This is a genomic window from Streptomyces sp. NPDC018964, assembly GCF_044390325.1.
GTDB lineage: Bacteria > Actinomycetota > Actinomycetes > Streptomycetales > Streptomycetaceae > Streptomyces.
The window spans coordinates 94,802-116,097 of the sequence record NZ_JBIRYZ010000022.1; the positions used below are offsets into that span (position 1 = coordinate 94,802).

Genomic DNA, 21,296 nt, shown 5'->3' on the forward strand with positions numbered 1-21,296 from the left:
GTAGATACCGGCGCCACAGCTCAGGGCGTTCCGGCCGCCATACGGTCGCGCCAGCTCTGCGTCAGGCAGAGTTGGTTCGATCTAGGGTCGCCTGCATCGTACAGGGATCACCCGCGGCCCGCTGTGAAGCCGGGCACGCCGTCAGTGCTCCACCGACGGCCCGCCCGCGGTCCGTCGGCGCGCTCTGTCTCCAGCCCGTCCCCGGTCCGCCCACGGTCCGTCTCCGGTCCGCCCGCGGTCCGTCGGCGCGGTCCGTCAGCGGTTCGTCTCCGGTCCGTCCGCGTTCCGCCCGTGGTTCGTCCGCGTCGTCCCGTCCGTGGTTCGTCCGCGTCCCGCCTGTGGGCCGTCGGCGCCCAGCCAGCCGGCCAGCTTGCCGCCCCGGCCGACCGCGCGCAGGCGCCGTTCGGCGGCGTCCCGTACCGGGTCCGTGGCGACGACGAGCAGTTCGTCCCCGCGGCGCAGCACCGTCGACGGCAGCGGCACGAACGAGTTCCCCTCGCGCACGACGAGGGTGACGGCGGCCCCGGCCGGCAGCCGCAGCTCGGCGACCTCCACACCGTGCATCCTCGACCCGGCCGGAATGGCGACCGACAGCAGGTGTCCGCGCAGCCGCTCCAGGGGTGCCGACTCGATGCCGAGGTCGGCGGCGGAGTCCGCGCCCAGGCGCAGTTTTCGGGCCAGCCAGGGCAGGGTCGGCCCCTGGACGAGGGTGTAGACGACGACCAGGACGAAGACGATGTTGAAGATCCGTTCGCTCCCGGCGACGCCCTGCACCATCGGGATCGTCGCCAGGATGATGGGCACGGCGCCGCGCAGTCCCGCCCAGGACATCAGCGTCTGCTCCTGCCAGGGCACCCGGAACGGCAGCAGGCAGAGGACGACACTCAGCGGGCGGGCCACCATGGTGAGCGCCAGTCCGATGAGCAGCGCGGGCACGATGTCGTCGCCCAGCTCGTGCGGGGTGACGAGCAGGCCGAGCAGGACGAACATGCCGATCTGGGCTATCCAGCCGAGCCCCTCGGCGAAGCCGCGCGTGGCGGGCCAGTGCGGCAGCTTGGCGTTGCCCAGCACCATCGAGGCGAGGTAGACGGCGAGGAAGCCGCTGCCGTGGGCGATCGCACCGAACGCATAGGCGGCGACCGCGATGGCCATGACGGCGATCGGGTAGAGGCCGGAGGCGGGCAGCGCCACGTGCCGCAGTCCCCAGGCGCCCAGCCAGCCCACCGTGAACCCGATGGCGGCGCCGATGGCCAGTTCCAGCACTATCTCGCCGACCAGGACGTACCAGTGCTCGACCGGTCCGGCCGCGGAGAAGGCGACGACCAGGATGACGACGGGCGCGTCGTTGAAGCCGGACTCCGCCTCCAGTGTGCCCGTCACCCGCGCGGGGAGCGGTATTTTCCGCAGCACCGAGAAGACGGCCGCCGCGTCGGTCGAGGACACCACCGCGCCGATGATCAGCGCCTGCCGCCACTCCAGCCCGACCAGGAAGTGCGCGGCCGACGCCGTGACGCCGACGCTCACCGCGACGCCGGTCAGCGCGAGCGCGGCGGCGGAGGGCAGGATCGGTCTCACCTCGGCCCACTTCGTGCCCAGACCGCCCTCGGCCAGGATCACGACCAGGGCCGCGTATCCGATGACCTGGGTCAGTTCGGCGTTGTCGAAGTGGATGTCGCCGATGCCGTCCTGGCCCATGGCGATGCCGATGCCCAGGTAGACGAGCAGGCTGGGGAGCCCGCTGCGCGAGGAGATCCGGACCGCTGCGACGGCGACGAGCAGGACGATCGAGCAGACGAGCAGGAGCTGGTTGAGGTGGTGGACAGTCAGCGGCCGTTCCCTTCCCTGACTCAGGCGCACTCGCGCGTGAGCTCACGTACATCGCATGCGATCCACCGCTTCCGCGGCAAACTACTTCGTTACCTTACCTAACTCTTGACGCGTTCTTGACGCTCAACAGGGCAAGATCGAACGTCCGTCCGGGCTGGTTCCCCACTCCGCGTCAAGTGCCGCGGGGCCCTGCGCCTATCGTTGCTCCAGCGCTCAGTTAAAAGCACAGCCCGACCTGCCGCTCGCGTTAGGACAGCAAGGACAGCGATGCCCACCGACACCACCGCCTCCACGGGCCAGCAACCCGGCAAGCCCGGCAGGAAGAAGGGGCGCAGAGCCCGACTGATCGTGCTCGTCCTGGTGCTGGCCCTGATCGGCGGTGTCGCCTACGGGGGGTACTGGTCGGTCAGCACCGTGCGCGCCTCCTTCCCGCAGACCCAGGGCTCGATCACGCTCAAGGGCCTGACGGGGACCGTCGACGTCAAGCGGGACGGCTACGGCATCCCGCAGATCTACGCCTCCTCCGAAGAGGACCTGTTCATGGCGCAGGGCTACGTCCAGGCGCAGGACCGGTTCTACGAGATGGACGTGCGCCGGCACATGACCTCCGGGCGCCTGTCGGAGATGTTCGGCAAGAGCCAGATCGACAACGACGAGTTCCTGCGCACCCTGGGCTGGGACCGGGTCGCCGAGGAGGAGTACGACAAGAAGCTCTCCCCCGCCACGAAGAAGTACCTCCAGGCGTATGCCAAGGGGGTCAACGCCTATCTGGAGGGCAAGGAGGGCAAGGAGATCTCCCTGGAGTACGCCGCCCTCGGCTTCGAGAACGACTACAAGCCGGGGGAGTGGACCCCGGTCGACTCCGTGGCCTGGCTGAAGGCGATGGCCTGGGACCTGCGCGGCAACATGCAGGACGAGATCGACCGCGCGCTGATGACCAGCCGCCTCGGCCCGAAGCAGATCGCCGACCTGTACCCGGCGTACCCGTACAGCCGGAACAAGCCGGTGGTCCAGGAGGGCCAGTACGACCAGCTCACCGGGGCGTACGAGCAGGGCGAGAGCACGGACGGCACGGGGACCGGCACTGGCATCGGCACCGGCACCGGCACCGGCACAGGAACCGGGACCGGCACAGGCACTGGTACCGGCACTGGCACAGGAACCGGGACCGGCACAGGCACTGGTACCGGCACAGGAACCGGGACTGAGACCGGCACAGGCACCGGCACCGGCGCTTCCTCCCTGGAGAGCCAGCTCACCGGCCTCCAGGAGGTCCTGCAGGACCTCCCCACCGCCGTAGGCGTCAACGGCGACGGCATCGGCTCCAACTCCTGGGTGGTCTCCGGCAAGCACACCATCACCGGCAAGCCCCTGCTCGCCAACGACCCGCACCTGTCGGCCTCGCTGCCGTCCGTCTGGTACCAGATGGGCCTGCACTGCCGCAGCGTCTCCGCCGAGTGCCGGTACGACGTCACCGGCTACACCTTCGCGGGCATGCCGGGCGTGATAATCGGCCACAACCAGGACATCGCCTGGGGCCTGACCAACTCCGGCGTCGACGTCACCGACCTCTACCTGGAGAAGATCACCGGCGACGGCTACCAGTACGACGGCAAGGTGGTGCCGTTCAAGACCCGCGAGGAGACCATCAAGGTCGCCGGCGGCAAGGCACAGAAGATCGTCGTCCGTGAGACCAACAACGGCCCCCTGCTCTCCGACCGTTCCGACGACCTGGTGAAGACCGGCAAGAAGGCCACCGTCGACAGCGCCGCCCCCGACCGGGGCGACGGCTACGGCGTCGCGCTGCGCTGGACCGCCCTGGACGCCGGCCGCACCATGGACTCGATCTTCGCGATGAACCGCGCGAAGGACTGGGACGACTTCCGCGAGGCGGCCACCCTGTTCGAGGTGCCCTCGCAGAACCTGATCTACGCGGACACCGAGGACAACATCGGCTACACCCTCCCCGGGAAGATCCCCACCCGCGCGGAGAAGCACGACGGCTCCCTCCCCGCCCCCGGCTGGGACCCCGCCTACGAGTGGACCGGCTGGATCGAGCAGGACGCGCTGCCCTACGAGTACAACCCGAAGCGCGGCTACATCGTCACCGCCAACCAGGCCGTCGTCGGCGAGGACTACCCGTACACGCTGACCACCGACTGGGGGTACGGCGCCCGCAGCCGGCGGATCACCGAGCTGATCGAGTCGAAGATCAAGGACGGCGGCAAGATCTCCACCGACGACATGCGGCAGATGCAGCTCGACAACTCCAGCACCATCGCCAAGCAGCTGGTGCCGACCCTGCTCAAGATCGACACCGAGGACGAGGACGTCCGCGAGGCGCAGAAGCTGCTGGAGGGCTGGGACTACACCCAGGACGCCGACTCGGCGGCCGCCGCGTACTTCAACTCCGTGTGGCGCAACATCCTCAAGCTCGCCTTCGGCCACAAGCTGCCCAAGGAGCTGCGGGTCAAGGGCCAGTGCGTGTGGGTCGATCCGGTCAACACCACCGGGCCCGCCGACGAGGCGGACAAGGTCCGCGAGTGCGGTCAGCGCGACGCCGACCAGGCACAGCCCGACGGCGGCGACCGCTGGTTCGAGGTGGTCCGCAAGCTGATGGACAAGGAGGACAGCGACTGGTGGAAGACCCCCAAGTCGGGCACCCGCCCCGCCGCGGACAACCGTGACGAGCTGTTCAAGCGCGCCCTGATCGACGCCCGCTGGGAGCTGACCGCCAAGCTCGGCAAGGACATCGACAGCTGGAGCTGGGGCCGGCTGCACCGCCTGTTCCTGGACAACCAGACCCTCGGCACCGAGGGCCCGGACTTCCTGCAGTACATGCTCAACCGAGGCCCGTGGAAGCTCGGCGGCGGCGAGGCCACCGTCAACGCGACCGGCTGGAACGCCGCCGGCGGCTACGACGTCGTGTGGGTGCCGTCCATGCGGATGGTGGTCAACCTCGGCGACCTCGACAAGTCCCGGTGGATCAACCTCACCGGCGCCTCCGGGCACGCCTACAACGCCCACTACGTCGACCAGACGGACAAGTGGGCCGAGGGTGAACTGCTGGAGTGGTCGTACTCGGAGAAGGCGGTCGACGGCAGCACCAGTGACACCCTGCTGCTGAAGCCCTGACCCCTCGGGTCCCCGCCGTCGGAAGCGGCCGCCGCGCACACGCGTGGCGGCCGCTTCCGCGTGTGCGGGGCCTCAGCCGAACCGGCGCACCCCGGACGGCGTCACCACCGCGTGCACCGGCCGGTCGTGCGGCTCGGCGGGGACGCGGTCGACGACCTCCGCGTCGTACAGCAGCACCACCAGGGCCGGACGGGCGCCCGCGCGGTCCAGCCGGGCGAGGACCCGGTCGTAGGAGCCGCCGCCGCGTCCCAGCCGCATCCCGCGCGCGTCGACGGCCAGGCCCGGCAGCAGGACGACGTCCGCCTCCGTGACGGCGTCCGGTCCCAGGCGCGGCCCCGCGGGCTCGTAGAGCGCCATGCGCGTGCCGTGCCGCACGCGGGCGAGTGAACTCTCGCCCTCGTACGTTCCCCAGTCCAGGTCGTTGTCGGGCAGCAGCGCGGGCAGCAGTACGCGTGCGCCCCGCGCGCGCAGCGCGTCGAGCAGCGCGAGCGTGCCGGGTTCGCTCCCCACGGAGACGTACGCCGCCACCGTGCGCGCGTGCGCCAGTTCGGGCAGTCCGAGCGCCCGCCCGGCCAGCGCGGCCGCGGATTCCCGCACGTCATCCGCCGTCAACCCGTTCCTCACCGTGAGGATTTCCCGGCGCCGCGCCCGCTTGTCAAGATCGCCCGAACCTGCTGCGTGTCTCAAATCCGTACCCGTACCGTTCCAATATGCTCATATGAGCAATAATTAGTCGGAGCCCCGGATTCTCTGTAAAGGGGCCCGATATGGTGGCGGACATGTCTCAGTCACACCCGCGGATCAGCAAGGCTGTCATCCCCGCAGCCGGCCTCGGTACCCGGTTCCTGCCGGCCACCAAGGCCACTCCCAAGGAGATGCTGCCGGTCGTCGACAAGCCGGCGATCCAGTACGTGGTCGAAGAGGCCGTCTCCGCCGGCCTCGACGACGTCCTCATGGTGACGGGCCGCAACAAGCGCCCCTTGGAGGACCACTTCGACCGCAACTACGAGCTGGAGTCCGCCCTCCAGAAGAAGGGCGACGCCGACCGCCTCTCCAAGGTCCAGGAGTCCAGCGACCTGGCCACCATGCACTACGTCCGCCAGGGCGACCCCAAGGGCCTCGGCCACGCCGTGCTGTGCGCCGCCCCGCACGTCGGCGACGAGCCCTTCGCCGTCCTCCTCGGCGACGACCTGATCGACCCGCGCGACCCCCTGCTCCAGCGCATGATCGACGTCCAGCAGCAGCACGGCGGCAGCGTCGTCGCGCTCATGGAGGTGGCCCCCGAGCAGATCCACCTCTACGGCTCCGCCGCCGTCGAGATCACCGAGGACGCCGACGTCGTCAAGGTCACCGGCCTGGTCGAGAAGCCCGCCGCCGAGGAGGCGCCGTCCAACTACGCCATCATCGGCCGCTACGTCCTCGACCCCGCCGTCTTCGGCATACTGCGCAAGACCGAGCCCGGACGCGGCGGCGAGATCCAGCTCACCGACGCCCTCCAGCAGCTCGCCACGGACGAGCGGATCGGCGGCCCGGTGCACGGCGTCGTCTTCAAGGGCCGCCGCTATGACACCGGCGACCGCGGCGACTACCTGCGTGCCATCGTCCGGCTCGCGTGCGAACGTGAGGACCTGGGCCCGGACTTCCGGACCTGGCTCCAGCGATACGTCACCGAGGAGATGCAGCAACGTTGAGCACCGCCGCGCCCCGCACCGCAGGACCGGACCACCTCTGGTCGGTGGACGAGCACCTGGACGACATCCTCGCGACCGTCCGGCCCCTCGAACCCATCGAGCTGCACCTCCTCGACGCCCAGGGCTGCGTCCTGGTCGAGGACGTCACGGTGCCCGTCTCCCTGCCCCCGTTCGACAACAGCTCCATGGACGGGTACGCGGTGCGGGTCGCGGACGTCGCCGGCGCGAGCGAACAGTACCCGGCGGCCCTCGAGGTCGTCGGGGACGTCGCCGCCGGCGCGGCCGGCCTCCTCCACGTCGGCCCCGGCCAGGCCGCCCGCATCATGACCGGCGCCCCGCTCCCGCCCGGCGCCGAGACCGTCGTCCCCGTCGAGTGGACCGACGGCGGACTCGGCGAGGGCCCGGCCACCGGGATGCGCGCCCGCAGCCTCGCCCCCGAGGGCGCCACCGGGCAGGTGCACGTGTACCGCCCGGCCGAGGCACGCGCGCACGTGCGCGCCGAGGGCAGCGACGTCAAGGCTGGCGACCGCGCCCTGGCGGCCGGCACCGTCCTCGGCCCGCCGCAGATCTCCCTGCTGGCCGCCATCGGCCGCGGCACGGTCCGGGTGCGCCCGCGCCCGCGCGTGGTGGTGCTCTCCACCGGCAGCGAACTCGTCCAGCCCGACGGGGAACTGGGCCCGGGCCAGATCTACGACTCCAACAGCTTCGCCCTCACCGCCGCCGCGCGGGACGCCGGCGCGATCGCCTACCGCGTGGGCGCCGTCACCGACGACGCCACGACCCTGCGGGACACCATCGAGGACCAGTTGGTCCGCGCCGACCTGATGGTCACCACCGGGGGCGTGAGCGTCGGGGCGTACGACGTCGTCAAGGAGGCGCTGTCGTCCACGGCGGACGAGGACGAGCCCGGCAGCGGCGTCGAGTTCCGCAAGCTCGCCATGCAGCCGGGCAAACCCCAGGGCTTCGGCTCCATCGGCCCCGACCACACCCCGCTGCTCGCCCTGCCCGGCAACCCGGTCTCCAGTTACGTCTCCTTCGAGCTGTTCGTCCGGCCCGCCATCCGCACCCTGATGGGCCTGACGGACGTCCACCGGCCGAGGACGCGCGCGAAGCTCACCGCGGAGCGGGCACTGACCTCTCCCAAGGACCGCCGCCAGTTCCTGCGCGGCCGGTACGCCGACGGCACGGTGACCCCGGTCGGCGGCGCCGGCTCCCACCTCGTGGCGGCCCTCGCGCAGGCGAACGCGCTGATCGTCGTCCCCGAGGACGCCGAGTCCGTCGCACCCGGCACCGAGGTCGAGGTGGTCCTGCTCGGCTGAGCACGACCGGTTGGCGGTACCGTGTCGCGCACAGCAGGCCCGTGCGCCGCACCGCCACGGGCCAGGACCGGGAGCGCCACACGATCATGACCGTGCCTTCCCGGGGGGAGACCCCCGGACCCTCCGACCCGTCCCGCCTGACCCACATCGACGAGGCGGGCGCCGCCCGCATGGTCGACGTGTCCGGCAAGGACGTCACCGCGCGCACCGCGCGGGCCACCGGCCGCGTCCTCGTCTCACCGCGCGTGATCGAGCTGCTGCGCGGCGAGGGCGTCCCCAAGGGCGACGCGCTGGCCACCGCGCGCATCGCGGGCATCATGGGCGCCAAACGCACCCCCGATCTGATCCCTCTCTGTCACCCGCTGTCGGTGTCCGGTGTGAAACTGGACCTGTCGGTCGCGGACGACGCCGTGGAGATCGCGGCGACCGTGAGGACGACGGACCGCACGGGCGTCGAGATGGAGGCGCTCACCGCGGTCTCCGTCGCCGCGCTCACCGTGATCGACATGGTCAAGGCGGTCGACAAGGAGGCGGTCATCACGGACGTGCGGGTCGAGGAGAAGACGGGCGGAAAGTCGGGCGACTGGAGCCGGGCATGACTCTCGACGCCCCGGCCGGCGGCGCGCTGCCCGCTCCGTACAGCGCGCTCGTGGTCACGGCCTCCAACCGGGCCGCCGCCGGCGTCTACGAGGACAGGGGCGGCCCGCTGGTCGCGGAGGGGCTGCGGCGCTTCGGTTTCACGGTCGACGGCCCGCGGGTCGTCCCCGACGGCGACCCCGTGGAGGAGGTCCTCCGCGCGGGCGTCGACGCCGCCTACGACGTCATCGTCACCACCGGCGGCACCGGCGTCTCACCCACCGACCGCACCCCCGAGGCGACCCGCCGGGTCATCGACCACGAGGTCCCCGGCATCGCGGAGGCCATCCGGGCGCAGGGCCGGGACAAGGTGCCCACGGCGGCCCTCTCCCGGGGCCTCGCGGGAGTCGCGGGCGGCCGGACGCTGATCGTCAACCTGCCGGGATCCAGCGGCGGGGTGAAGGACGGTCTCGCCGTCCTGGAGCCGCTGCTGAGGCACGCCGTGGACCAGCTGCGCGGCGGGGACCACCCGAGGCCGGACACCACCGGCGGGGGTGCGAGCTGAACAGCCCACACTGGCCGGTCGAGCTGGTGGACGGCGACATCGTCCTCCGGCCGATAAGGCTGCGCGACCAGAAGGCCTGGCGCGAGGTCAACCGGCGCAACCGCGACTGGCTGCGGCCCTGGGAGGCGACGATCCCGCCGCCCACGCCCAGCGGCCCGGTCACCCACCGGCCGACGTACCGTCAGATGGTCCGCCACCTGAGGTCGGAGGCGAACGCGGGCCGGATGCTGCCGTTCGTCATCGAGTACCAGGGCCGTCTCGTCGGCCAGTTGACGGTCGCCGGGATCACCTGGGGCTCGATGTGCTCGGGTCACGTCGGCTACTGGGTGGACGAGGCGGTGGCCGGCCGCGGAGTGGTGCCGACGGCCGTGGCGATGGCCGTGGACCACTGTTTCCGTACCGTCGGACTGCACCGCATCGAGGTCTGCATTCGCCCCGAGAACGGGCCGAGCCGCAGGGTCGTGGAGAAACTCGGATTCCGCGAGGAGGGGCTGCGGCCCCGATATCTCCACATCGACGGGGCCTGGCGCGACCATCTCGTCTTCGCGCTCACGGCGGAGGAAGTGCCCGACGGTTTGCTCGACCGGTGGCGCCGGGCACGCTCCGGGGGGTGGTCCGGCCACGAGCGGCGTGATCCGGGAATCCCGCACGGTCCCGGAAATTGAATAAACGTTCGAATTCGAGTGAGGGGTGACCGTCTTCCGGCGCGGAATTCCCGGTTCGGGTCGTCCCCGATCGCATCGGTCACAAGAAAAGTTCGAAATATCAGCCAGATCGTGCGACACACCGGCCCAATTGGCGGATGGCCCCGTGCAAACCCCTCTACCGTGTGAGACGTGAGCAGCAGCGGCCTCATCTACGCAGTCATCGTCGGGGCCTGGGCCGCCTACTTGGTGCCGATGTGGCTCCGTAGGCAGGACGAGCTGAACGAGGCCCGTCCGACGGAGCGCTTCAGCACCGCCATCCGATTGCTGTCCGGACGGGCGGGCATGGAGCGCCGGTACGCCAAGGACCTGCGGGCGCGCTCCTCCGAGGAGGGGGAGCGGAGCGTCCACGACCCGGATGCGATCACCGACTCGGTGGACGTCCGGGCCTTCGCCGTGTCCCAGACCCGTCCGCAGACCCAGGCGCCCGTACCGTCCCTTCCCGCGGAACAGCCGGAACCGGCACCCGGCCGGCCCCCGCGTGAACGCGCGGAACGGCAGGCGCCCGAACCGGCCGCCGCGCGCAGGCGCGTCCCGGCCGCCCGTCGCGGACCGGACGCCCAGCGGGCCCGGGCGGCGCAGGCCGCCGCCGCGCGCGCCCAGCGCTCGAAGGCGCTCGCCCGCCGCCGGCGCACCACCACGATGCTCTTCGCCGCCTTCACGCTCGGCGCGATCGTCGCGGCGGTCGGCGGGCTCGCGTTCCTGTGGGCGCCCGGTGTGCCGGCCGTGCTGCTGAGCGCGTACATCGCGTATCTGCGCTCCCAGGAGCGCCGCCGCTTCGCCTACCAGATGGACCGCCGCCAGGCCGAGGTCGCGGCGCAGCGGCTGCGCGAGCGGGAGCGCCAGCCGCGCCGTCGCCCGTCCGCCGAGGACACCGACCCCGACGAACCGGAGGGACCGGAAGCGGGGGACGACGTCGACCCGGGGCTCACCGCGCTCGCCGCGGACCGGCGCGCGCTCGTCGAGCAGACCGACCACGCCGAGTGGGTCGACCAGCAGCGTGAGCGGCAGCGCCGGCCCGGCCAGGGCGGCGACAGCTGGGACCCGGTCCCGGTACCGCTCCCGACGTACGTGACCGCCCCGGTCGCCCCCCGTGCCACGGGCGACGTGGACCTCGGCGCCCCGGACACCTGGAGCTCGGCCCGCTCCAGCGCCGTGCCGGCGGACGAGACGCAGGACCCGTCCGACGAAGCGGACCCGGACCCGGCCGCCCCCGCCGACGACCGCAGCGACGCCCGCCGGGCGGCCTCGGCCCGCCGCTCCCGCGAACGCGGCCGCACCCCCCTCTTCGACCAGTACGAGGACGGGGAGCGCCCGAAGGCCGCCAACGAGTAGCGCCGGACCGACGGATTTCCGAGCACCCCGATCGGGATGCTAAAGTTTCACTCGTTGCAAGGGCCTGTGGCGCAGTCCGGTAGCGCACCTCGTTCGCATCGAGGGGGCCAGGGGTTCAAATCCCCTCAGGTCCACGCAGCTCGAAGCCCCGGTCGGTATCACCGACCGGGGCTTCGGCATGTGATGCCAACGCTCTGCTCGTACCGAGCACTTCGACAGAACGCCCCCGGTCCGGGATCGGGCCGGGGGCGTGGTCTCGGTGGGCCGTCGGGTCAGGCGGCCGTCCACTTCTGGTTGGCGGTGCCGGTGCACGTCCAGATCTGCAGGGGCGTGCCGTCGGCGGAGGAGCCGCCCTTGGCGTCCAGGCACTTGTCCGCGCCGATGTTGGTCAGGTCGCGGGCGGAGGTGTAGGTCCACTGCTGGGCCTTGGTGCCGTTGCAGGTGTAGAGCTGCACGGGTGCCCCGTCCGCGGTGGAGCCGCCGCGTACGTCGAGGCACTTGCCGAGGGCGCGTACGGTGCCGTCGCTGCCCAGAGTCCACTTCTGCGCGTCGACGCCGGTGCAGTCGTGCAGCTGGATCGGGGTCCCGTCCGCGGTCGAGGCGCCGGCGACGTCGACGCACATGTCGCCGATGCCCTTGATGGCGCCGGTCCTGGTGGTGCCGCCGTTGCCGGAGGAGCCGCCGGAGGCGGAGACGCGTACGTAGTCGATGGTCATCGTCTGCGGGAACGCGGTGCCGGCGTTCGGGCTGCCGGGCCAGTCGCCGCCGACGGCGAGGTTGAGGATGAGGAAGAACGGGTGGTCGTAGACCCACTTCTTGCCGCCGAGGTCGGCGGGGGTGCGGGTCTGGTAGGTGGTGCCGTCGACGGACCAGGTGATCTTCTCGGGGCTCCAGTCGACCGCGAAGACGTGGAAACCGTCGGCGAAGGCCGCGCCGCCCGGGAGCGTGTACGCGGCGCCGATGCCGCCGCCACCGGAGTAGCCGGGGCCGTGGACGGTGCCGTGGACGACGCCGGGTTCGTAACCGACGTTCTCCATGATGTCGATCTCACCGCTGTTCGGCCATCCGGCCGTGCCCAGGTCGTCGCCGAGCATCCAGAACGCGGGCCACATGCCCTGACCGCGGGGCACCTTGATGCGGGCCTCGAAGTGGCCGTAGGCCTGGGTGAAGGTCTTGGCGGTGTTGAGGCGGGCGGAGGTGTACTGGCAGGCGCCGTACCAGCACTGGAGCCCGGGGTCGGTGTTCTTGCGGGCGGTGATGACGAGGTTGCCGTTGCCGTCGAGGGCGGCGTTGTCCCTGCTGTTCCGGTAGTACTGCAGCTCGTGGTTTCCGTTGCCGCTGCCGCCGGTCTCCAGCGTCCACTTGCCGGGGTCCGGGGCGCTGCCGGCCGGGCCGTCGAACTCGTCGGACCAGGTCAGCGCGGTGGTGGCGGCGTCGGCCCGGTCGGCGGACGGGCCTGTGGTGAGGAGGGCGAAGGCGGCGACGACCGCGGTGGAGACCAGCAGGACGAGCCCGCCGATCGACCACCGGCGTGCGCGGTGAGCGGCCATGACTGAACACACCTTGTCTGTGGGGAAGTTGCGTGGGGGAGTGGGGGTAGGTAGTGGGGAGCCCCGATGCTACGGACGGTTGACGGTGCAACCAACTGTCCGGTTTGTGTTCTAACTGGCTCTGACCTGCGATTATTTGACGCTCTAAAGCCTGTGGCTGATCGCTTAATGAGCGTTTAAGGACGACTTAAGCAGGCGGGGGCGGAACGGACCGACGCGGCCAGCGGTTCAGGATCACCGTGGGCCTCCGCGATATGCCGCCGAGCGCAGAGCGGTTGGGTGAGACGGAGATGTGAAGGTCGAGCCTCGGCAGGAGACGGGCCTGGGGGCGTCCGGCGGCGCGTCGGCTCTCAGCCGACGGTCCCGTCCTCGCTTCCGGGTGCCTCGGAGGACGCTTCGGGACGTACGAACGTGCCCTTGATGGGGACGGTGATGACCAGCCCTCGGTCACGCAGGTCACGGACGGCTCGGCGGACGGTGTTGACGGCCACGCCGTACTGCTCCGCAAGGTCACGCTCGGCGGGAAGGCGCGCACCCGCTCGTAGCCGCCCCGACCGGATCTGTTCCGCGATGTGGTGTACGACCTGCAGATACACGTAGACGTGACTCGTCGGGTCGGGTCTCCACTCACGCTCATCGGCCATGCCTGCACGCTAAAGCGAGGAAAAGCACCCCACCACGTACGGGTGCAACCGTATGCTTCCTATTGCTACCTAACGCGTCCTGATGCAAAGGTGTTGAGGTGAAACCCCGGCGGCCTGGCAGGGCCCCGGGGTGTGGTCAACGCTGAATCGGAGCGTCAACATGCATGACCTTATCCGCCGTATCGTCCGGTGGCTGGGCCTTCTCATCGGCCCCGGTACCGGAACCCACCGCGTGGGCGACTTCCGCCCCACGTACGCCACCGTCCGCCCCACCGACTTCGCCCGTCTCCCGCTCCACCGCTCCCCGTATTGCCTGCACCCCCCGCTCGACGGAGCGGAGTCCCGGCTCGTTCGCCCGTACCTCGTTGCCCAGGAGGCAGAACGGGCACGGCAGTGGCGTCGCCGGGGCACGCTTGTGCCGACCGTCGGCTTCGGGAGCGACTTCGATCAGTATGTCCCCGGCGCGGAGAGGGCGGCCGCGTGATGGAGTCGCCCCCCTCGCTGAGGCTGCTTCCCTGGTCATCGCCGGACGGCAAACCTTGTTTCCTCGCAGGCGGTGTCGAGGGCGGCCACGTCTCGCGGCTGGCCGACGAGACGGAGGCACGGCAGTTGGCCGACGGCCTGGAGATGCTCGGCCGTGCCCGACGGGTGCTGGACGACCCCCTGTCCCCGAACGTCGAGGTGCGCTATACCGCCGTCCGGCTCGCCGAGTGTCTGGCTGACGCACTACGCGTCGCGAAGTCCCGGGGCCGGCGCCTGCCCTCGCCGGACGCGCATGACACGGGAAGCGCCGCCAGCAGCGGAACCGGCGACCGCACCTCGGGGGCGTGCTCATGAGTCCCCGGGCTGTGCAGTGGGTCGGTATCGAACGGCTCACCCGGGTCGTCGAGGCGGGCTATCGTCGTAGGCACGGTGCACCGAAAGAGCACGAAGGAGTACCCCCGGTCATGACCGCACACGCAGCAGAGTCCACGCCGGCCGTTCCCCCCATGCCCGAGCGGAACCCGAAGGCGCTGCGTGCTGCCATTGCTCAGCACGCTCCCCAGCTTCTTCCGGACTTCGACGAGCACTGGAAGTGGGCCGTCGCGGACGCGTATGACATCAGCACGGTGCCCGCGTTCATGGCCCGCTGGTGGGGTGAGTACGCGGTCGCACGAGATCCGGAACTCGACGCCCATATGGCTGATCTTCACCACCGTGCGGCAGAGGCCACCGACATCGCCGAGGCCAAGGCACTCCTGGAAGAAGCCTCCCACATCCGGCACGAGGTACAGCGGCTGGAGCCTGGTCAGTGACCGACAACGGGTTCATGGGGCCGCCGTGGCAGATGGACTGGACGCTCAAGGCCCAGGCCGTTCGCGACACCCTGCCCGAGCATGTGCGGAAGACGGTCGACGCCGTGCGCGCTGAACTTGTCACGGCGAAGGACCCGTACTTCCGGGGCATCGGTACGGATGCGGACCTTCCCGACGGCATGAGGGTCCGGCCGGTCCGGTCCAGCGTTCCGAAGGGCCCTCGCATCCTCTTCTTCGGTCATGGGCACGGCTGGCTGCGCTACACCTTCATTCGGCGTACGGAGGATCCCCAGATCATCGTGGAAGAGATCTTCTGGCAATGACCCGGCGCCGGTCTCAGAGCGCCTTCGCGTAGCAGAGGCTCTCCTCGTGGAAGCGGTAGTAGCCGAACTTCTCGCAGGGTTCGTAGCCGCTGGAGGTGTACAGGGCGATGGCCTCCGGCTGCTTGGTGCCGGTCTCCAGGACCATGCGGACGCGGCCGGCCGCGCGGGCGTCCTCCTCCAGGGCGGCCAGGATGCGGCGGGCCAGGCCCCGGCCGCGCATCTGCTCGGTCACGTACATGCGCTTCAGCTCGGCGTCGCCGTCCCGGTTGCCCTCGTCGTTGGTGTCCTGGGCGCGCCAGCCGCCGGAGGCCACGGGGACGCCCGCCTCGTCGTAGGCGATCAGGTAGGTGCCGTTCGGGGGACGGAAGTCCGCCGGGTCCATGGGGGTGGCGTCGCCGCCGTCGCCGTAGCGGACGTGGTACTCGGCCTGGACCTCTGCGTCCAGTTTCACGGCGTCGGGGTGGTCGTAGGGGACCGGGCGGATTTCCATGCCGAACACCGTAAAACACGCCCGGACCTGGAGTGTCGTATCGTGCCCTGATGCTCACTGTGACCTCCGTCAACGTCAATGGACTGCGGGCCGCCGCCAAGAAGGGCTTCGTGGAGTGGCTGGCCGGGACCTCCGCCGATGTGCTGTGCCTGCAGGAGGTGCGGGCGGAGGCGAAGCAACTGCCGGAGCAGGTGCGGGAGCCCGAGGGGTGGCACGTCGTGCACGTGCCCGCCGCCGCCAAGGGGCGTGCGGGGGTGTCCCTGTACACCCGGCGTGAGCCCGAGCGCGTTCGGGTGGGGTTCGGGTCGGACGAGTTCGACGACAGCGGGCGGTACGTGGAGGTCGATCTGCCCGGGGTGACCGTCGCCTCGCTCTATCTGCCGTCCGGGGAGGTCGGGACCGAGCGGCAGGAGGAGAAGGTCCGGTTCATGGACCAGTTCCTCGTCCATCTCAAAGGGCTGCGGGAGCGGGCCGCCGCAGGCGGGCGGGAGGTCGTCGTGTGCGGGGACTGGAACATCGCCCATGAGAAGACCGACCTGAAGAACTGGCGTGGGAACAGCAAGAGTTCCGGGTTCCTGCCGGAGGAGCGGGAGTGGCTGTCCCGGGTGCTCGATCCGGCGGACGGCGGGTACGTCGACGTCGTACGGGCGCTGCATCCGGACGTGGACGGGCCGTACTCCTGGTGGTCCTACCGGGGGCGCGCCTTCGACAACGACACCGGGTGGAGGATCGACTACCAGATGGCGACCCCAGGACTCGCGGGACGGGCGGTCGATGCCCGTGTCGAGCGCGCGGCCACGTACGCCGAGCGGTGGTCGGACCACGCGCCCGTGACGGTGGTCTACGAGCAGGGCGTGAGCTGATGCGGACGCCCAGGCAGGCCGCCCGGGTCGCCGTGCTGGATCCGGACGGGGCCGTCTTCATGTTCCGGTACGACAATGACGAGGTCGGTGTCCACTGGGCGATGCCCGGTGGCGGCATGGAGCCAGGGGAGACGCCCGAGCAGGCCGCGCGGCGGGAGCTGCGCGAGGAAACCGGGTGGGACGACATAGCGCTCGACGGCACCGTGCTGTGTCTGTGGGAACACGACTTCACCCGGGCCGGTGTTCCGGTGCGGCAGAGCGAGCACATCTTCCTCGCCCACGGTCCCCGGCGCGACCTCACGGGAGACCTCGCCGCCGCGCACGCCGAGGACCGGATCCTGCGGTGGCGCTGGTGGTCGCCGGAGGAGCTGGCGGGGGACACGGAGCCGTTGTGGCCGCCGCAGTTGCCGGAGCTGCTGGCGCGTGTGCGGCGGGACGGGCCGCCGGTGGCGCCCGTCGACCTCGGATATGTGAAGAACCCCTAGTCCCGTTTGCGCAGGCGCCGGTCCAGGGCTAGGGACAGTTCCGCGTCCACCACACCGCGGGCCAGCGGGCGCAGGCGGTGGAGGGACTCCTCGGGGGCGTGGCGGAGGATCAGGCCGGCGAAGAGGTCGGCCAGGGCGTCGGCGTGGGTGCGGACCTCCGCGCCGGCACGGAGCACCTCCCCGAGCGGGATGCCCTCGCGGACCAGGGCCGACGACACGTCCAGCAGGCGCCGGCTGATGTGGACGATCTCCTCGCCGTCGACGCCGAGGTAGCCGAGGTCGAGCGCGGCGGCCAGGTTCTCCGGGGTGACCTCGCCGGCGAAGTGGTCGGCGAGTTCCTCGGGGGTGAGGCGGACCGGGGTCTCCTCGGTGGGGGCGTCCATGCCGAGGAGTTCGCCGACGTCGCGGCCGTGGTCGAAGGCCTCGGCGAGTTCCGCTATGCCGTTCAGGGTGTGGCCGCGTTCCAGGAGCGCCGTGATCGTGCGCAGCCGGGCCAGGTGGTGGTCGTCGTACCAGGCGATGCGGCCCTCGCGGCGCGGTGGCGGGATCAGCTTGCGCTCGCGGTAGAAGCGCAGCGTGCGCACCGTGATGCCGGCCAGCCCGGCCAGCTCGTCCATGCGGTACTCGCGCCGCTCACCGGGTACTCCGCTGTCTTCCGCCACGCCTGAAGCCTAGGACGTACCGGCGGTAACTTTCCTGGCGCGCCCCCTACCCATCGGTAGGGAGCTGCTCTACGCTCCCCATTGCGCCAGTGTTCACTGGCGGAGTTCTGAGCGACGCGTGGAGGCTTCGGGATGGCCGAGCACGAGCACGAACAGGGTCACGAGCATGTACGAGTGGCGGTGGTCGGGTCCGGATTCGGCGGGCTCGGGGCCGCCGTGCGGCTGCGGCGCGAGGGGATCACCGACTTCGTCGTCCTGGAACGGGCGAGCAGCGTCGGCGGCACCTGGCGCGACAACAGCTATCCCGGGTGCGCGTGCGACGTGCCGTCGCACCTGTACTCGTTCTCCTTCGCGCCCAATCCCGACTGGCCCCGCTCCTTCTCCGGGCAGCGGCACATCCGCGCCTACCTGGAGCACGTCACCGACGTCTTCGGCCTGCGGCCCCACATCCGCTTCGACTCGGAGGTGAAGCGGATGGTGTGGGACGGCGAGCGGATGCGGTGGGAGATCGAGACGAGCAGCGGGAACCTCAGCGCGGACGTGGTCGTCTCCGCCACCGGACCGCTGTCCGAGCCCAGGCTGCCGGACGTCCCCGGCCTCGACACCTTCCCCGGCAAGGTCTTCCACTCCGCCCGGTGGGACCACGACTACGACCTGCGCGGCAAGCGGGTCGCCGTGGTCGGCACCGGGGCGTCCGCGATCCAGATCGTGCCGTCGATCCAGCCCCTGGTGTCACGGCTCACCCTCTTCCAGCGCACCCCCGCCTGGGTCCTGCCCCGCGTCGACCGGCCCGTCAGCGGCGCCGAGCGCGCCCTGCACCGGGCGCTGCCCGTCACCGCCAAGCTGCGCCGCGGACTGCTCTGGGGCATCAGGGAGCTGCAGGTCCAGGCGTTCACCAAGCACCCCGGCGAGCTCGGCTTCGTCGAGCGGCTGGCCAAGCGCAACATGAGCCGCGCGATCAAGGACCCGGCCCTGCGCGCCAGACTCACCCCCGACTACCGCATCGGCTGCAAGCGGATCCTGCTGTCGAGCACGTACTATCCGGCGCTCGCGCGGCCCAACGTGGACGTCGTCGCGAGCGGGCTGAGCGAGGTGCGCGGGTCGACCGTCGTCGGCGCCGACGGGAGCGAGGCCGAGGTCGACGCGATCGTGTTCGGGACCGGCTTCCACGTCACCGACATGCCCATCGCCGAGCGGGTCGTGGGCGCGGAGGGCAGGACCCTCGCCGAGAGCTGGGCGGACGGGATCCAGTCCCTGCGCGGCGCGACCGCCGCCGGGTTCCCCAACTGGATGACGATCATCGGGCCCAACACCGGCCTCGGGAACTCCTCCATGATCCTGATGATCGAGTCCCAGCTGAACTACCTGGCCGACTACCTGCGCCAGTTGGACGTCCTCGGCGGCCGGGTCGCCCTCGACGCCCGGCCGAGCGCCGTACGGGCCTGGAACCACCGGGTGCAGGAGCGGATGAAGCGCACGGTGTGGAACACCGGCGGCTGCACCAGCTGGTACCTCGACGAGAACGGGCGCAACACCGCCATCTGGCCCGGTACGACGAGCGAGTTCCGGCGGGAGACCCGGCGGGTCGACCTCGCCGAGTACGCCGTGCTGCGCAACGTCCCCACCGCGGCGGAGGACACCCGGGAGAACACCGGGGTGACCGCGTGAGCCGCGTCGCCCACGTCACCTCCGGGCCGTACGCCCTGCCCGTCGCCGCCCGTGAGCTGACCGCCCGCTCCGCCGACGGCACCCGGCTGCACGTCGAGGTGCACGGCCCCGAGGAGGCGCCGGCGGTCGTCCTCGCCCACGGCTGGACCTGCTCGACCGCCTTCTGGGCGGCGCAGATCCGCGAACTGGCCGCCGACCACCGGGTCATCGCCTACGACCAGCGCGGCCACGGACGTACCCCCGCGAGCCCGGTGTGCGGCACCGACGCGCTCGCCGACGACCTCGAGGCCGTCCTCACCGCCACCCTCGCGCCCGGCGAACGGGCCGTGGTCGCCGGGCACTCCATGGGCGGGATGACGGTGATGGCCGCCGCCGGCAGGCCCGCGTTCCGCGCGCACGTGGCCGCCGTCCTGTTGTGCAGCACGGGCAGTTCGCGGCTGGTCGCCGAGTCGACGGTGCTGCCGCTGCGGCCGGGGCGGATACGGACCTGGCTGACCGGGCGCGTCCTCGGCTCCCGGGCCCCGCTCGGGCCGGTCACGCCGCTCGCCCGCCGGATCCTCAAGTACGCGACGATGGGCCCCGCTTCCACCCCGGAGATGGTGGAGGCGTGCGCCCGCATCGTGCACGCCTGCCCGCGCGCGGCACGCCACGCCTGGTCACGCGTGCTCGACGGGCTCGATCTCGACCACTCCCTCACGGAGTTGCGCGTACCGGTCGAGATCGTCGCCGGCGGCGCGGACCGGCTCACCCCGCCCGTGCACGCCCGGTCGATCGCCGCCGCGCTGCCCGACTGCCTCGGCGTCACCGAACTCCCCGGGATCGGCCACATGACCCCGGTCGAGGCGCCAGATCCGGTCACCGGGAAGATCCGGGCCCTGGCCGCCGCCCACGTACCCGCCGTACCCGTCGCACCTCCCGCACCCGCCGTACCCGCCGTACCCGCCGCACCAGCCGTACCCGCCGTACCCGCCGTCGAGGAGAGCGCATGAGCAGGGGCAGTCTCGAAGGAAGGGTCGCCGTCGTCACCGGAGCGGCCCGCGGGGTGGGGGAGTTGCTGGCCCGCAAGCTTTCCGCGCGCGGGGCGCGGGTGGCGCTGGTCGGGCTGGAGCCGGACGCGCTGAAGGACGTCTCCGCGCGGCTGCACGGCGACAGCGACCACTGGTGCGCGGACGTCACCGACCACGAGGCGATGACCGAGGTCGCCGGGAAGGTCCGCGAGCGGTTCGGCCGGGCCGACATCGTGGTCGCCAACGCCGGTGTGGCGACGGGCGGTCCGTTCGCCGACTCCGATCCGGAGTCCTGGCGGCGGGTGATAGAGGTGAACCTGATCGGATCGGCGGTCACCGCGCGGGCGTTCCTGCCGCTGCTCGTCGAGAGCCGGGGCTACCTGCTCCAGATCGCCTCCCTCGCGGCGATCACCCCCGCGCCGATGATGACGGCGTACTGCGCCTCCAAGTCCGGTGTGGAGGCGTACGCGCACGCGCTGCGCGCCGAAGTCGGGCACCGGGGCGTGAAGGTGGGCGTCGGATACCTCTCGTGGACCGACACCGACATGGTGCGCGGGGCTGATCAGGACGACGTGATGCGGGAGTTGAGGCAGCGGCTGCCGTGGCCGTCGAACAAGACCTACCCGCCGGGGCCCGCGGTGGACCGGCTGGTGGCCGGCATCGAGCGGCGGGCGAGCCATGTGTACGGGCAGTGGTGGCTGCGCGGGATGCAGGGCGTGCGCGGGTGTCTGCCCGCGGTGATCGGGACCGTGGGGCAGCGGGAGATGAGGCGGTTCGGAGACCGGCTCGCGGGCGTCCGCACGGGGCTGGTCGGGGCGGGCGGCAACGCCGACGAACAGCACCGGAACACGGTCCGTGACTGATCGACATGCGGGGGGTGACGGGCCGTGTGAATCTGGTCGGGCAAGTTCCCCCACCCCACAACGGGAGTGAACCCACATGGGTATGAAGGACCAGTTCCAGGAGAAGTCCGAGCAGCTCCAGCAGCAGGCCAGGCAGCGCGCCCAGCAGGGCAAGGAGCAGCTGCAGAACCGCGGCCGCCGGCGGGACGAGGACATGGACGAGCAGCGGCGCCGACGGGAGTCCGAGGAGCGCTTCGACCAGGACTACGACGTCTGACGTCGAGCGCTGAGGACGCCTGAACGCGTCTGAACGCA

General features: G+C 71.3%; 22 protein-coding genes and 1 tRNA gene. 17 read left to right on the forward strand and 6 right to left on the reverse strand.

Going from position 1 to position 21,296, the window contains the following annotated elements; all coding sequences use genetic code 11:
• Nucleotides 1–255 precede the first annotated feature (255 nt).
• Nucleotides 256–1,857 carry a potassium/proton antiporter gene (locus ACH5AO_RS28855; RefSeq protein ID WP_398929672.1) on the reverse strand — a complete coding sequence of 534 codons (1,602 nt, stop codon included), beginning with the start codon at nt 1,855–1,857 and terminating at the stop codon, nt 256–258.
• A gap of 237 nt (nt 1,858–2,094) precedes the next feature.
• On the opposite strand from ACH5AO_RS28855, the gene ACH5AO_RS28860 reads away from it, so the two are divergent.
• Nucleotides 2,095–4,962: a penicillin acylase family protein gene (locus ACH5AO_RS28860; protein ID WP_398929674.1), complete on the forward strand. Its 2,868-nt coding sequence runs from the start codon at nt 2,095–2,097 to the stop codon at nt 4,960–4,962.
• Between the two features lie 72 nt (nt 4,963–5,034).
• On the opposite strand, the gene ACH5AO_RS28865 is transcribed toward ACH5AO_RS28860, so the two are convergent.
• Nucleotides 5,035–5,574 carry a 5-formyltetrahydrofolate cyclo-ligase gene (locus tag ACH5AO_RS28865; protein WP_398929676.1) on the reverse strand — a complete coding sequence of 180 codons (540 nt, stop codon included), beginning with the start codon at nt 5,572–5,574 and terminating at the stop codon, nt 5,035–5,037.
• 167 nt (nt 5,575–5,741) lie between these two features.
• Between ACH5AO_RS28865 and galU the strand changes: the two genes are divergently transcribed.
• From galU to ACH5AO_RS28900, 7 genes are all read left to right on the forward strand, one after another.
• On the forward strand, nt 5,742–6,653 hold the full coding sequence (gene galU, locus ACH5AO_RS28870; protein WP_398929678.1) for a UTP--glucose-1-phosphate uridylyltransferase GalU: 912 nt from the start codon (nt 5,742–5,744) through the stop codon (nt 6,651–6,653).
• Nucleotides 6,650–7,972, forward strand: a complete 1,323-nt coding sequence (glp, locus tag ACH5AO_RS28875; RefSeq protein WP_398929680.1) for a gephyrin-like molybdotransferase Glp — start codon at nt 6,650–6,652, stop codon at nt 7,970–7,972. The genes galU and glp overlap by 4 nt, the downstream gene beginning before the upstream one ends.
• A gap of 86 nt (nt 7,973–8,058) precedes the next feature.
• Nucleotides 8,059–8,571, forward strand: coding sequence for a cyclic pyranopterin monophosphate synthase MoaC (gene moaC, locus ACH5AO_RS28880; protein ID WP_398929682.1), 513 nt, complete (start codon nt 8,059–8,061; stop codon nt 8,569–8,571).
• Nucleotides 8,568–9,113 carry a molybdenum cofactor biosynthesis protein B gene (locus tag ACH5AO_RS28885; protein ID WP_398929684.1) on the forward strand — a complete coding sequence of 182 codons (546 nt, stop codon included), beginning with the start codon at nt 8,568–8,570 and terminating at the stop codon, nt 9,111–9,113. The genes moaC and ACH5AO_RS28885 overlap by 4 nt, the downstream gene beginning before the upstream one ends.
• Nucleotides 9,114–9,139: 26 nt before the next feature.
• On the forward strand, nt 9,140–9,778 hold the full coding sequence (locus ACH5AO_RS28890; protein ID WP_398929686.1) for a GNAT family N-acetyltransferase: 639 nt from the start codon (nt 9,140–9,142) through the stop codon (nt 9,776–9,778).
• A 171-nt stretch (nt 9,779–9,949) separates the two neighbouring features.
• Nucleotides 9,950–11,152 carry a gephyrin-like molybdotransferase receptor GlpR gene (gene glpR, locus ACH5AO_RS28895; protein ID WP_398929688.1) on the forward strand — a complete coding sequence of 401 codons (1,203 nt, stop codon included), beginning with the start codon at nt 9,950–9,952 and terminating at the stop codon, nt 11,150–11,152.
• Nucleotides 11,153–11,212: 60 nt separating this feature from the next.
• Nucleotides 11,213–11,286, forward strand: a tRNA-Ala gene (locus ACH5AO_RS28900).
• 138 nt (nt 11,287–11,424) lie between these two features.
• Here ACH5AO_RS28900 and ACH5AO_RS28905 read toward each other — a convergent pair.
• Entirely contained in the window at nt 11,425–12,702 is a 1,278-nt protein-coding gene (locus ACH5AO_RS28905) for a ricin-type beta-trefoil lectin domain protein (RefSeq protein ID WP_398929690.1), read from the reverse strand.
• Nucleotides 12,703–13,052: 350 nt separating this feature from the next.
• Entirely contained in the window at nt 13,053–13,346 is a 294-nt protein-coding gene (locus tag ACH5AO_RS28910; protein WP_398929692.1) for a GntR family transcriptional regulator, read from the reverse strand.
• A gap of 483 nt (nt 13,347–13,829) precedes the next feature.
• Between ACH5AO_RS28910 and ACH5AO_RS28915 the strand changes: the two genes are divergently transcribed.
• From ACH5AO_RS28915 to ACH5AO_RS28925, 3 genes are all read left to right on the forward strand, one after another.
• Nucleotides 13,830–14,183, forward strand: a complete 354-nt coding sequence (locus tag ACH5AO_RS28915) for a hypothetical protein (RefSeq protein WP_398929748.1) — start codon at nt 13,830–13,832, stop codon at nt 14,181–14,183.
• 110 nt (nt 14,184–14,293) lie between these two features.
• Nucleotides 14,294–14,641: a hypothetical protein gene (locus tag ACH5AO_RS28920; RefSeq protein ID WP_398929694.1), complete on the forward strand. Its 348-nt coding sequence runs from the start codon at nt 14,294–14,296 to the stop codon at nt 14,639–14,641.
• The gene (locus tag ACH5AO_RS28925; protein WP_398929695.1) at nt 14,638–14,964 is read left to right on the forward strand and encodes a hypothetical protein; all 327 of its coding nucleotides are present in this window, start codon (nt 14,638–14,640) and stop codon (nt 14,962–14,964) included. Before ACH5AO_RS28920 ends, ACH5AO_RS28925 begins: the two co-directional genes overlap by 4 nt.
• A 13-nt stretch (nt 14,965–14,977) precedes the next feature.
• On the opposite strand, the gene ACH5AO_RS28930 is transcribed toward ACH5AO_RS28925, so the two are convergent.
• The gene (locus ACH5AO_RS28930; RefSeq protein ID WP_398929697.1) at nt 14,978–15,454 is read right to left on the reverse strand and encodes a GNAT family N-acetyltransferase; all 477 of its coding nucleotides are present in this window, start codon (nt 15,452–15,454) and stop codon (nt 14,978–14,980) included.
• Between the two features lie 50 nt (nt 15,455–15,504).
• On the opposite strand from ACH5AO_RS28930, the gene ACH5AO_RS28935 reads away from it, so the two are divergent.
• Together ACH5AO_RS28935 and ACH5AO_RS28940 are read left to right on the forward strand one after the other, a co-directional pair.
• The gene (locus tag ACH5AO_RS28935) at nt 15,505–16,317 is read left to right on the forward strand and encodes an exodeoxyribonuclease III (protein ID WP_398929699.1); all 813 of its coding nucleotides are present in this window, start codon (nt 15,505–15,507) and stop codon (nt 16,315–16,317) included.
• Nucleotides 16,317–16,802: an NUDIX hydrolase gene (locus tag ACH5AO_RS28940; protein WP_398929701.1), complete on the forward strand. Its 486-nt coding sequence runs from the start codon at nt 16,317–16,319 to the stop codon at nt 16,800–16,802. Before ACH5AO_RS28935 ends, ACH5AO_RS28940 begins: the two co-directional genes overlap by 1 nt.
• Here the strand turns inward: ACH5AO_RS28940 and ACH5AO_RS28945 are convergent.
• Nucleotides 16,799–17,419, reverse strand: coding sequence for a MerR family transcriptional regulator (locus ACH5AO_RS28945; protein WP_398929750.1), 621 nt, complete (start codon nt 17,417–17,419; stop codon nt 16,799–16,801). The genes ACH5AO_RS28940 and ACH5AO_RS28945 overlap by 4 nt on opposite strands.
• 177 nt (nt 17,420–17,596) lie before the next feature.
• On the opposite strand from ACH5AO_RS28945, the gene ACH5AO_RS28950 reads away from it, so the two are divergent.
• From ACH5AO_RS28950 to ACH5AO_RS28965, 4 genes are all read left to right on the forward strand, one after another.
• Complete coding sequence (locus ACH5AO_RS28950) at nt 17,597–19,132, forward strand: flavin-containing monooxygenase (RefSeq protein ID WP_398929703.1); 1,536 nt, start codon at nt 17,597–17,599, stop codon at nt 19,130–19,132.
• Entirely contained in the window at nt 19,129–20,121 is a 993-nt protein-coding gene (locus tag ACH5AO_RS28955; RefSeq protein ID WP_398929705.1) for an alpha/beta fold hydrolase, read from the forward strand. Before ACH5AO_RS28950 ends, ACH5AO_RS28955 begins: the two co-directional genes overlap by 4 nt.
• Nucleotides 20,118–21,002: an SDR family oxidoreductase gene (locus tag ACH5AO_RS28960; RefSeq protein WP_398929707.1), complete on the forward strand. Its 885-nt coding sequence runs from the start codon at nt 20,118–20,120 to the stop codon at nt 21,000–21,002. The genes ACH5AO_RS28955 and ACH5AO_RS28960 overlap by 4 nt, the downstream gene beginning before the upstream one ends.
• A 76-nt stretch (nt 21,003–21,078) precedes the next feature.
• Complete coding sequence (locus ACH5AO_RS28965) at nt 21,079–21,258, forward strand: hypothetical protein (RefSeq protein ID WP_398929709.1); 180 nt, start codon at nt 21,079–21,081, stop codon at nt 21,256–21,258.
• Nucleotides 21,259–21,296: the final 38 nt, after the last annotated feature.

Bases quoted from the DNA above. Each gene is read 5' to 3' on its own strand.
- ACH5AO_RS28860 (WP_398929674.1), top strand. From the start codon at position 2,095: ATGCCCACCGACACCACCGCCTCCACGGGCCAGCAACCCGGCAAGCCC.
- galU (WP_398929678.1), top strand. From the start codon at position 5,742: ATGTCTCAGTCACACCCGCGGATCAGCAAGGCTGTCATCCCCGCAGCC.
- moaC (WP_398929682.1), top strand. From the start codon at position 8,059: ATGACCGTGCCTTCCCGGGGGGAGACCCCCGGACCCTCCGACCCGTCC.
- ACH5AO_RS28885 (WP_398929684.1), top strand. From the start codon at position 8,568: ATGACTCTCGACGCCCCGGCCGGCGGCGCGCTGCCCGCTCCGTACAGC.
- ACH5AO_RS28905 (WP_398929690.1), bottom strand. From the start codon at position 12,702: ATGGCCGCTCACCGCGCACGCCGGTGGTCGATCGGCGGGCTCGTCCTG.
- ACH5AO_RS28910 (WP_398929692.1), bottom strand. From the start codon at position 13,346: ATGGCCGATGAGCGTGAGTGGAGACCCGACCCGACGAGTCACGTCTAC.
- ACH5AO_RS28915 (WP_398929748.1), top strand. From the start codon at position 13,830: ATGGAGTCGCCCCCCTCGCTGAGGCTGCTTCCCTGGTCATCGCCGGAC.
- ACH5AO_RS28920 (WP_398929694.1), top strand. From the start codon at position 14,294: ATGACCGCACACGCAGCAGAGTCCACGCCGGCCGTTCCCCCCATGCCC.
- ACH5AO_RS28930 (WP_398929697.1), bottom strand. From the start codon at position 15,454: ATGGAAATCCGCCCGGTCCCCTACGACCACCCCGACGCCGTGAAACTG.
- ACH5AO_RS28935 (WP_398929699.1), top strand. From the start codon at position 15,505: ATGCTCACTGTGACCTCCGTCAACGTCAATGGACTGCGGGCCGCCGCC.
- ACH5AO_RS28940 (WP_398929701.1), top strand. From the start codon at position 16,317: ATGCGGACGCCCAGGCAGGCCGCCCGGGTCGCCGTGCTGGATCCGGAC.
- ACH5AO_RS28945 (WP_398929750.1), bottom strand. From the start codon at position 17,419: ATGGACGAGCTGGCCGGGCTGGCCGGCATCACGGTGCGCACGCTGCGC.
- ACH5AO_RS28950 (WP_398929703.1), top strand. From the start codon at position 17,597: ATGGCCGAGCACGAGCACGAACAGGGTCACGAGCATGTACGAGTGGCG.
- ACH5AO_RS28960 (WP_398929707.1), top strand. From the start codon at position 20,118: ATGAGCAGGGGCAGTCTCGAAGGAAGGGTCGCCGTCGTCACCGGAGCG.
- ACH5AO_RS28965 (WP_398929709.1), top strand. From the start codon at position 21,079: ATGGGTATGAAGGACCAGTTCCAGGAGAAGTCCGAGCAGCTCCAGCAG.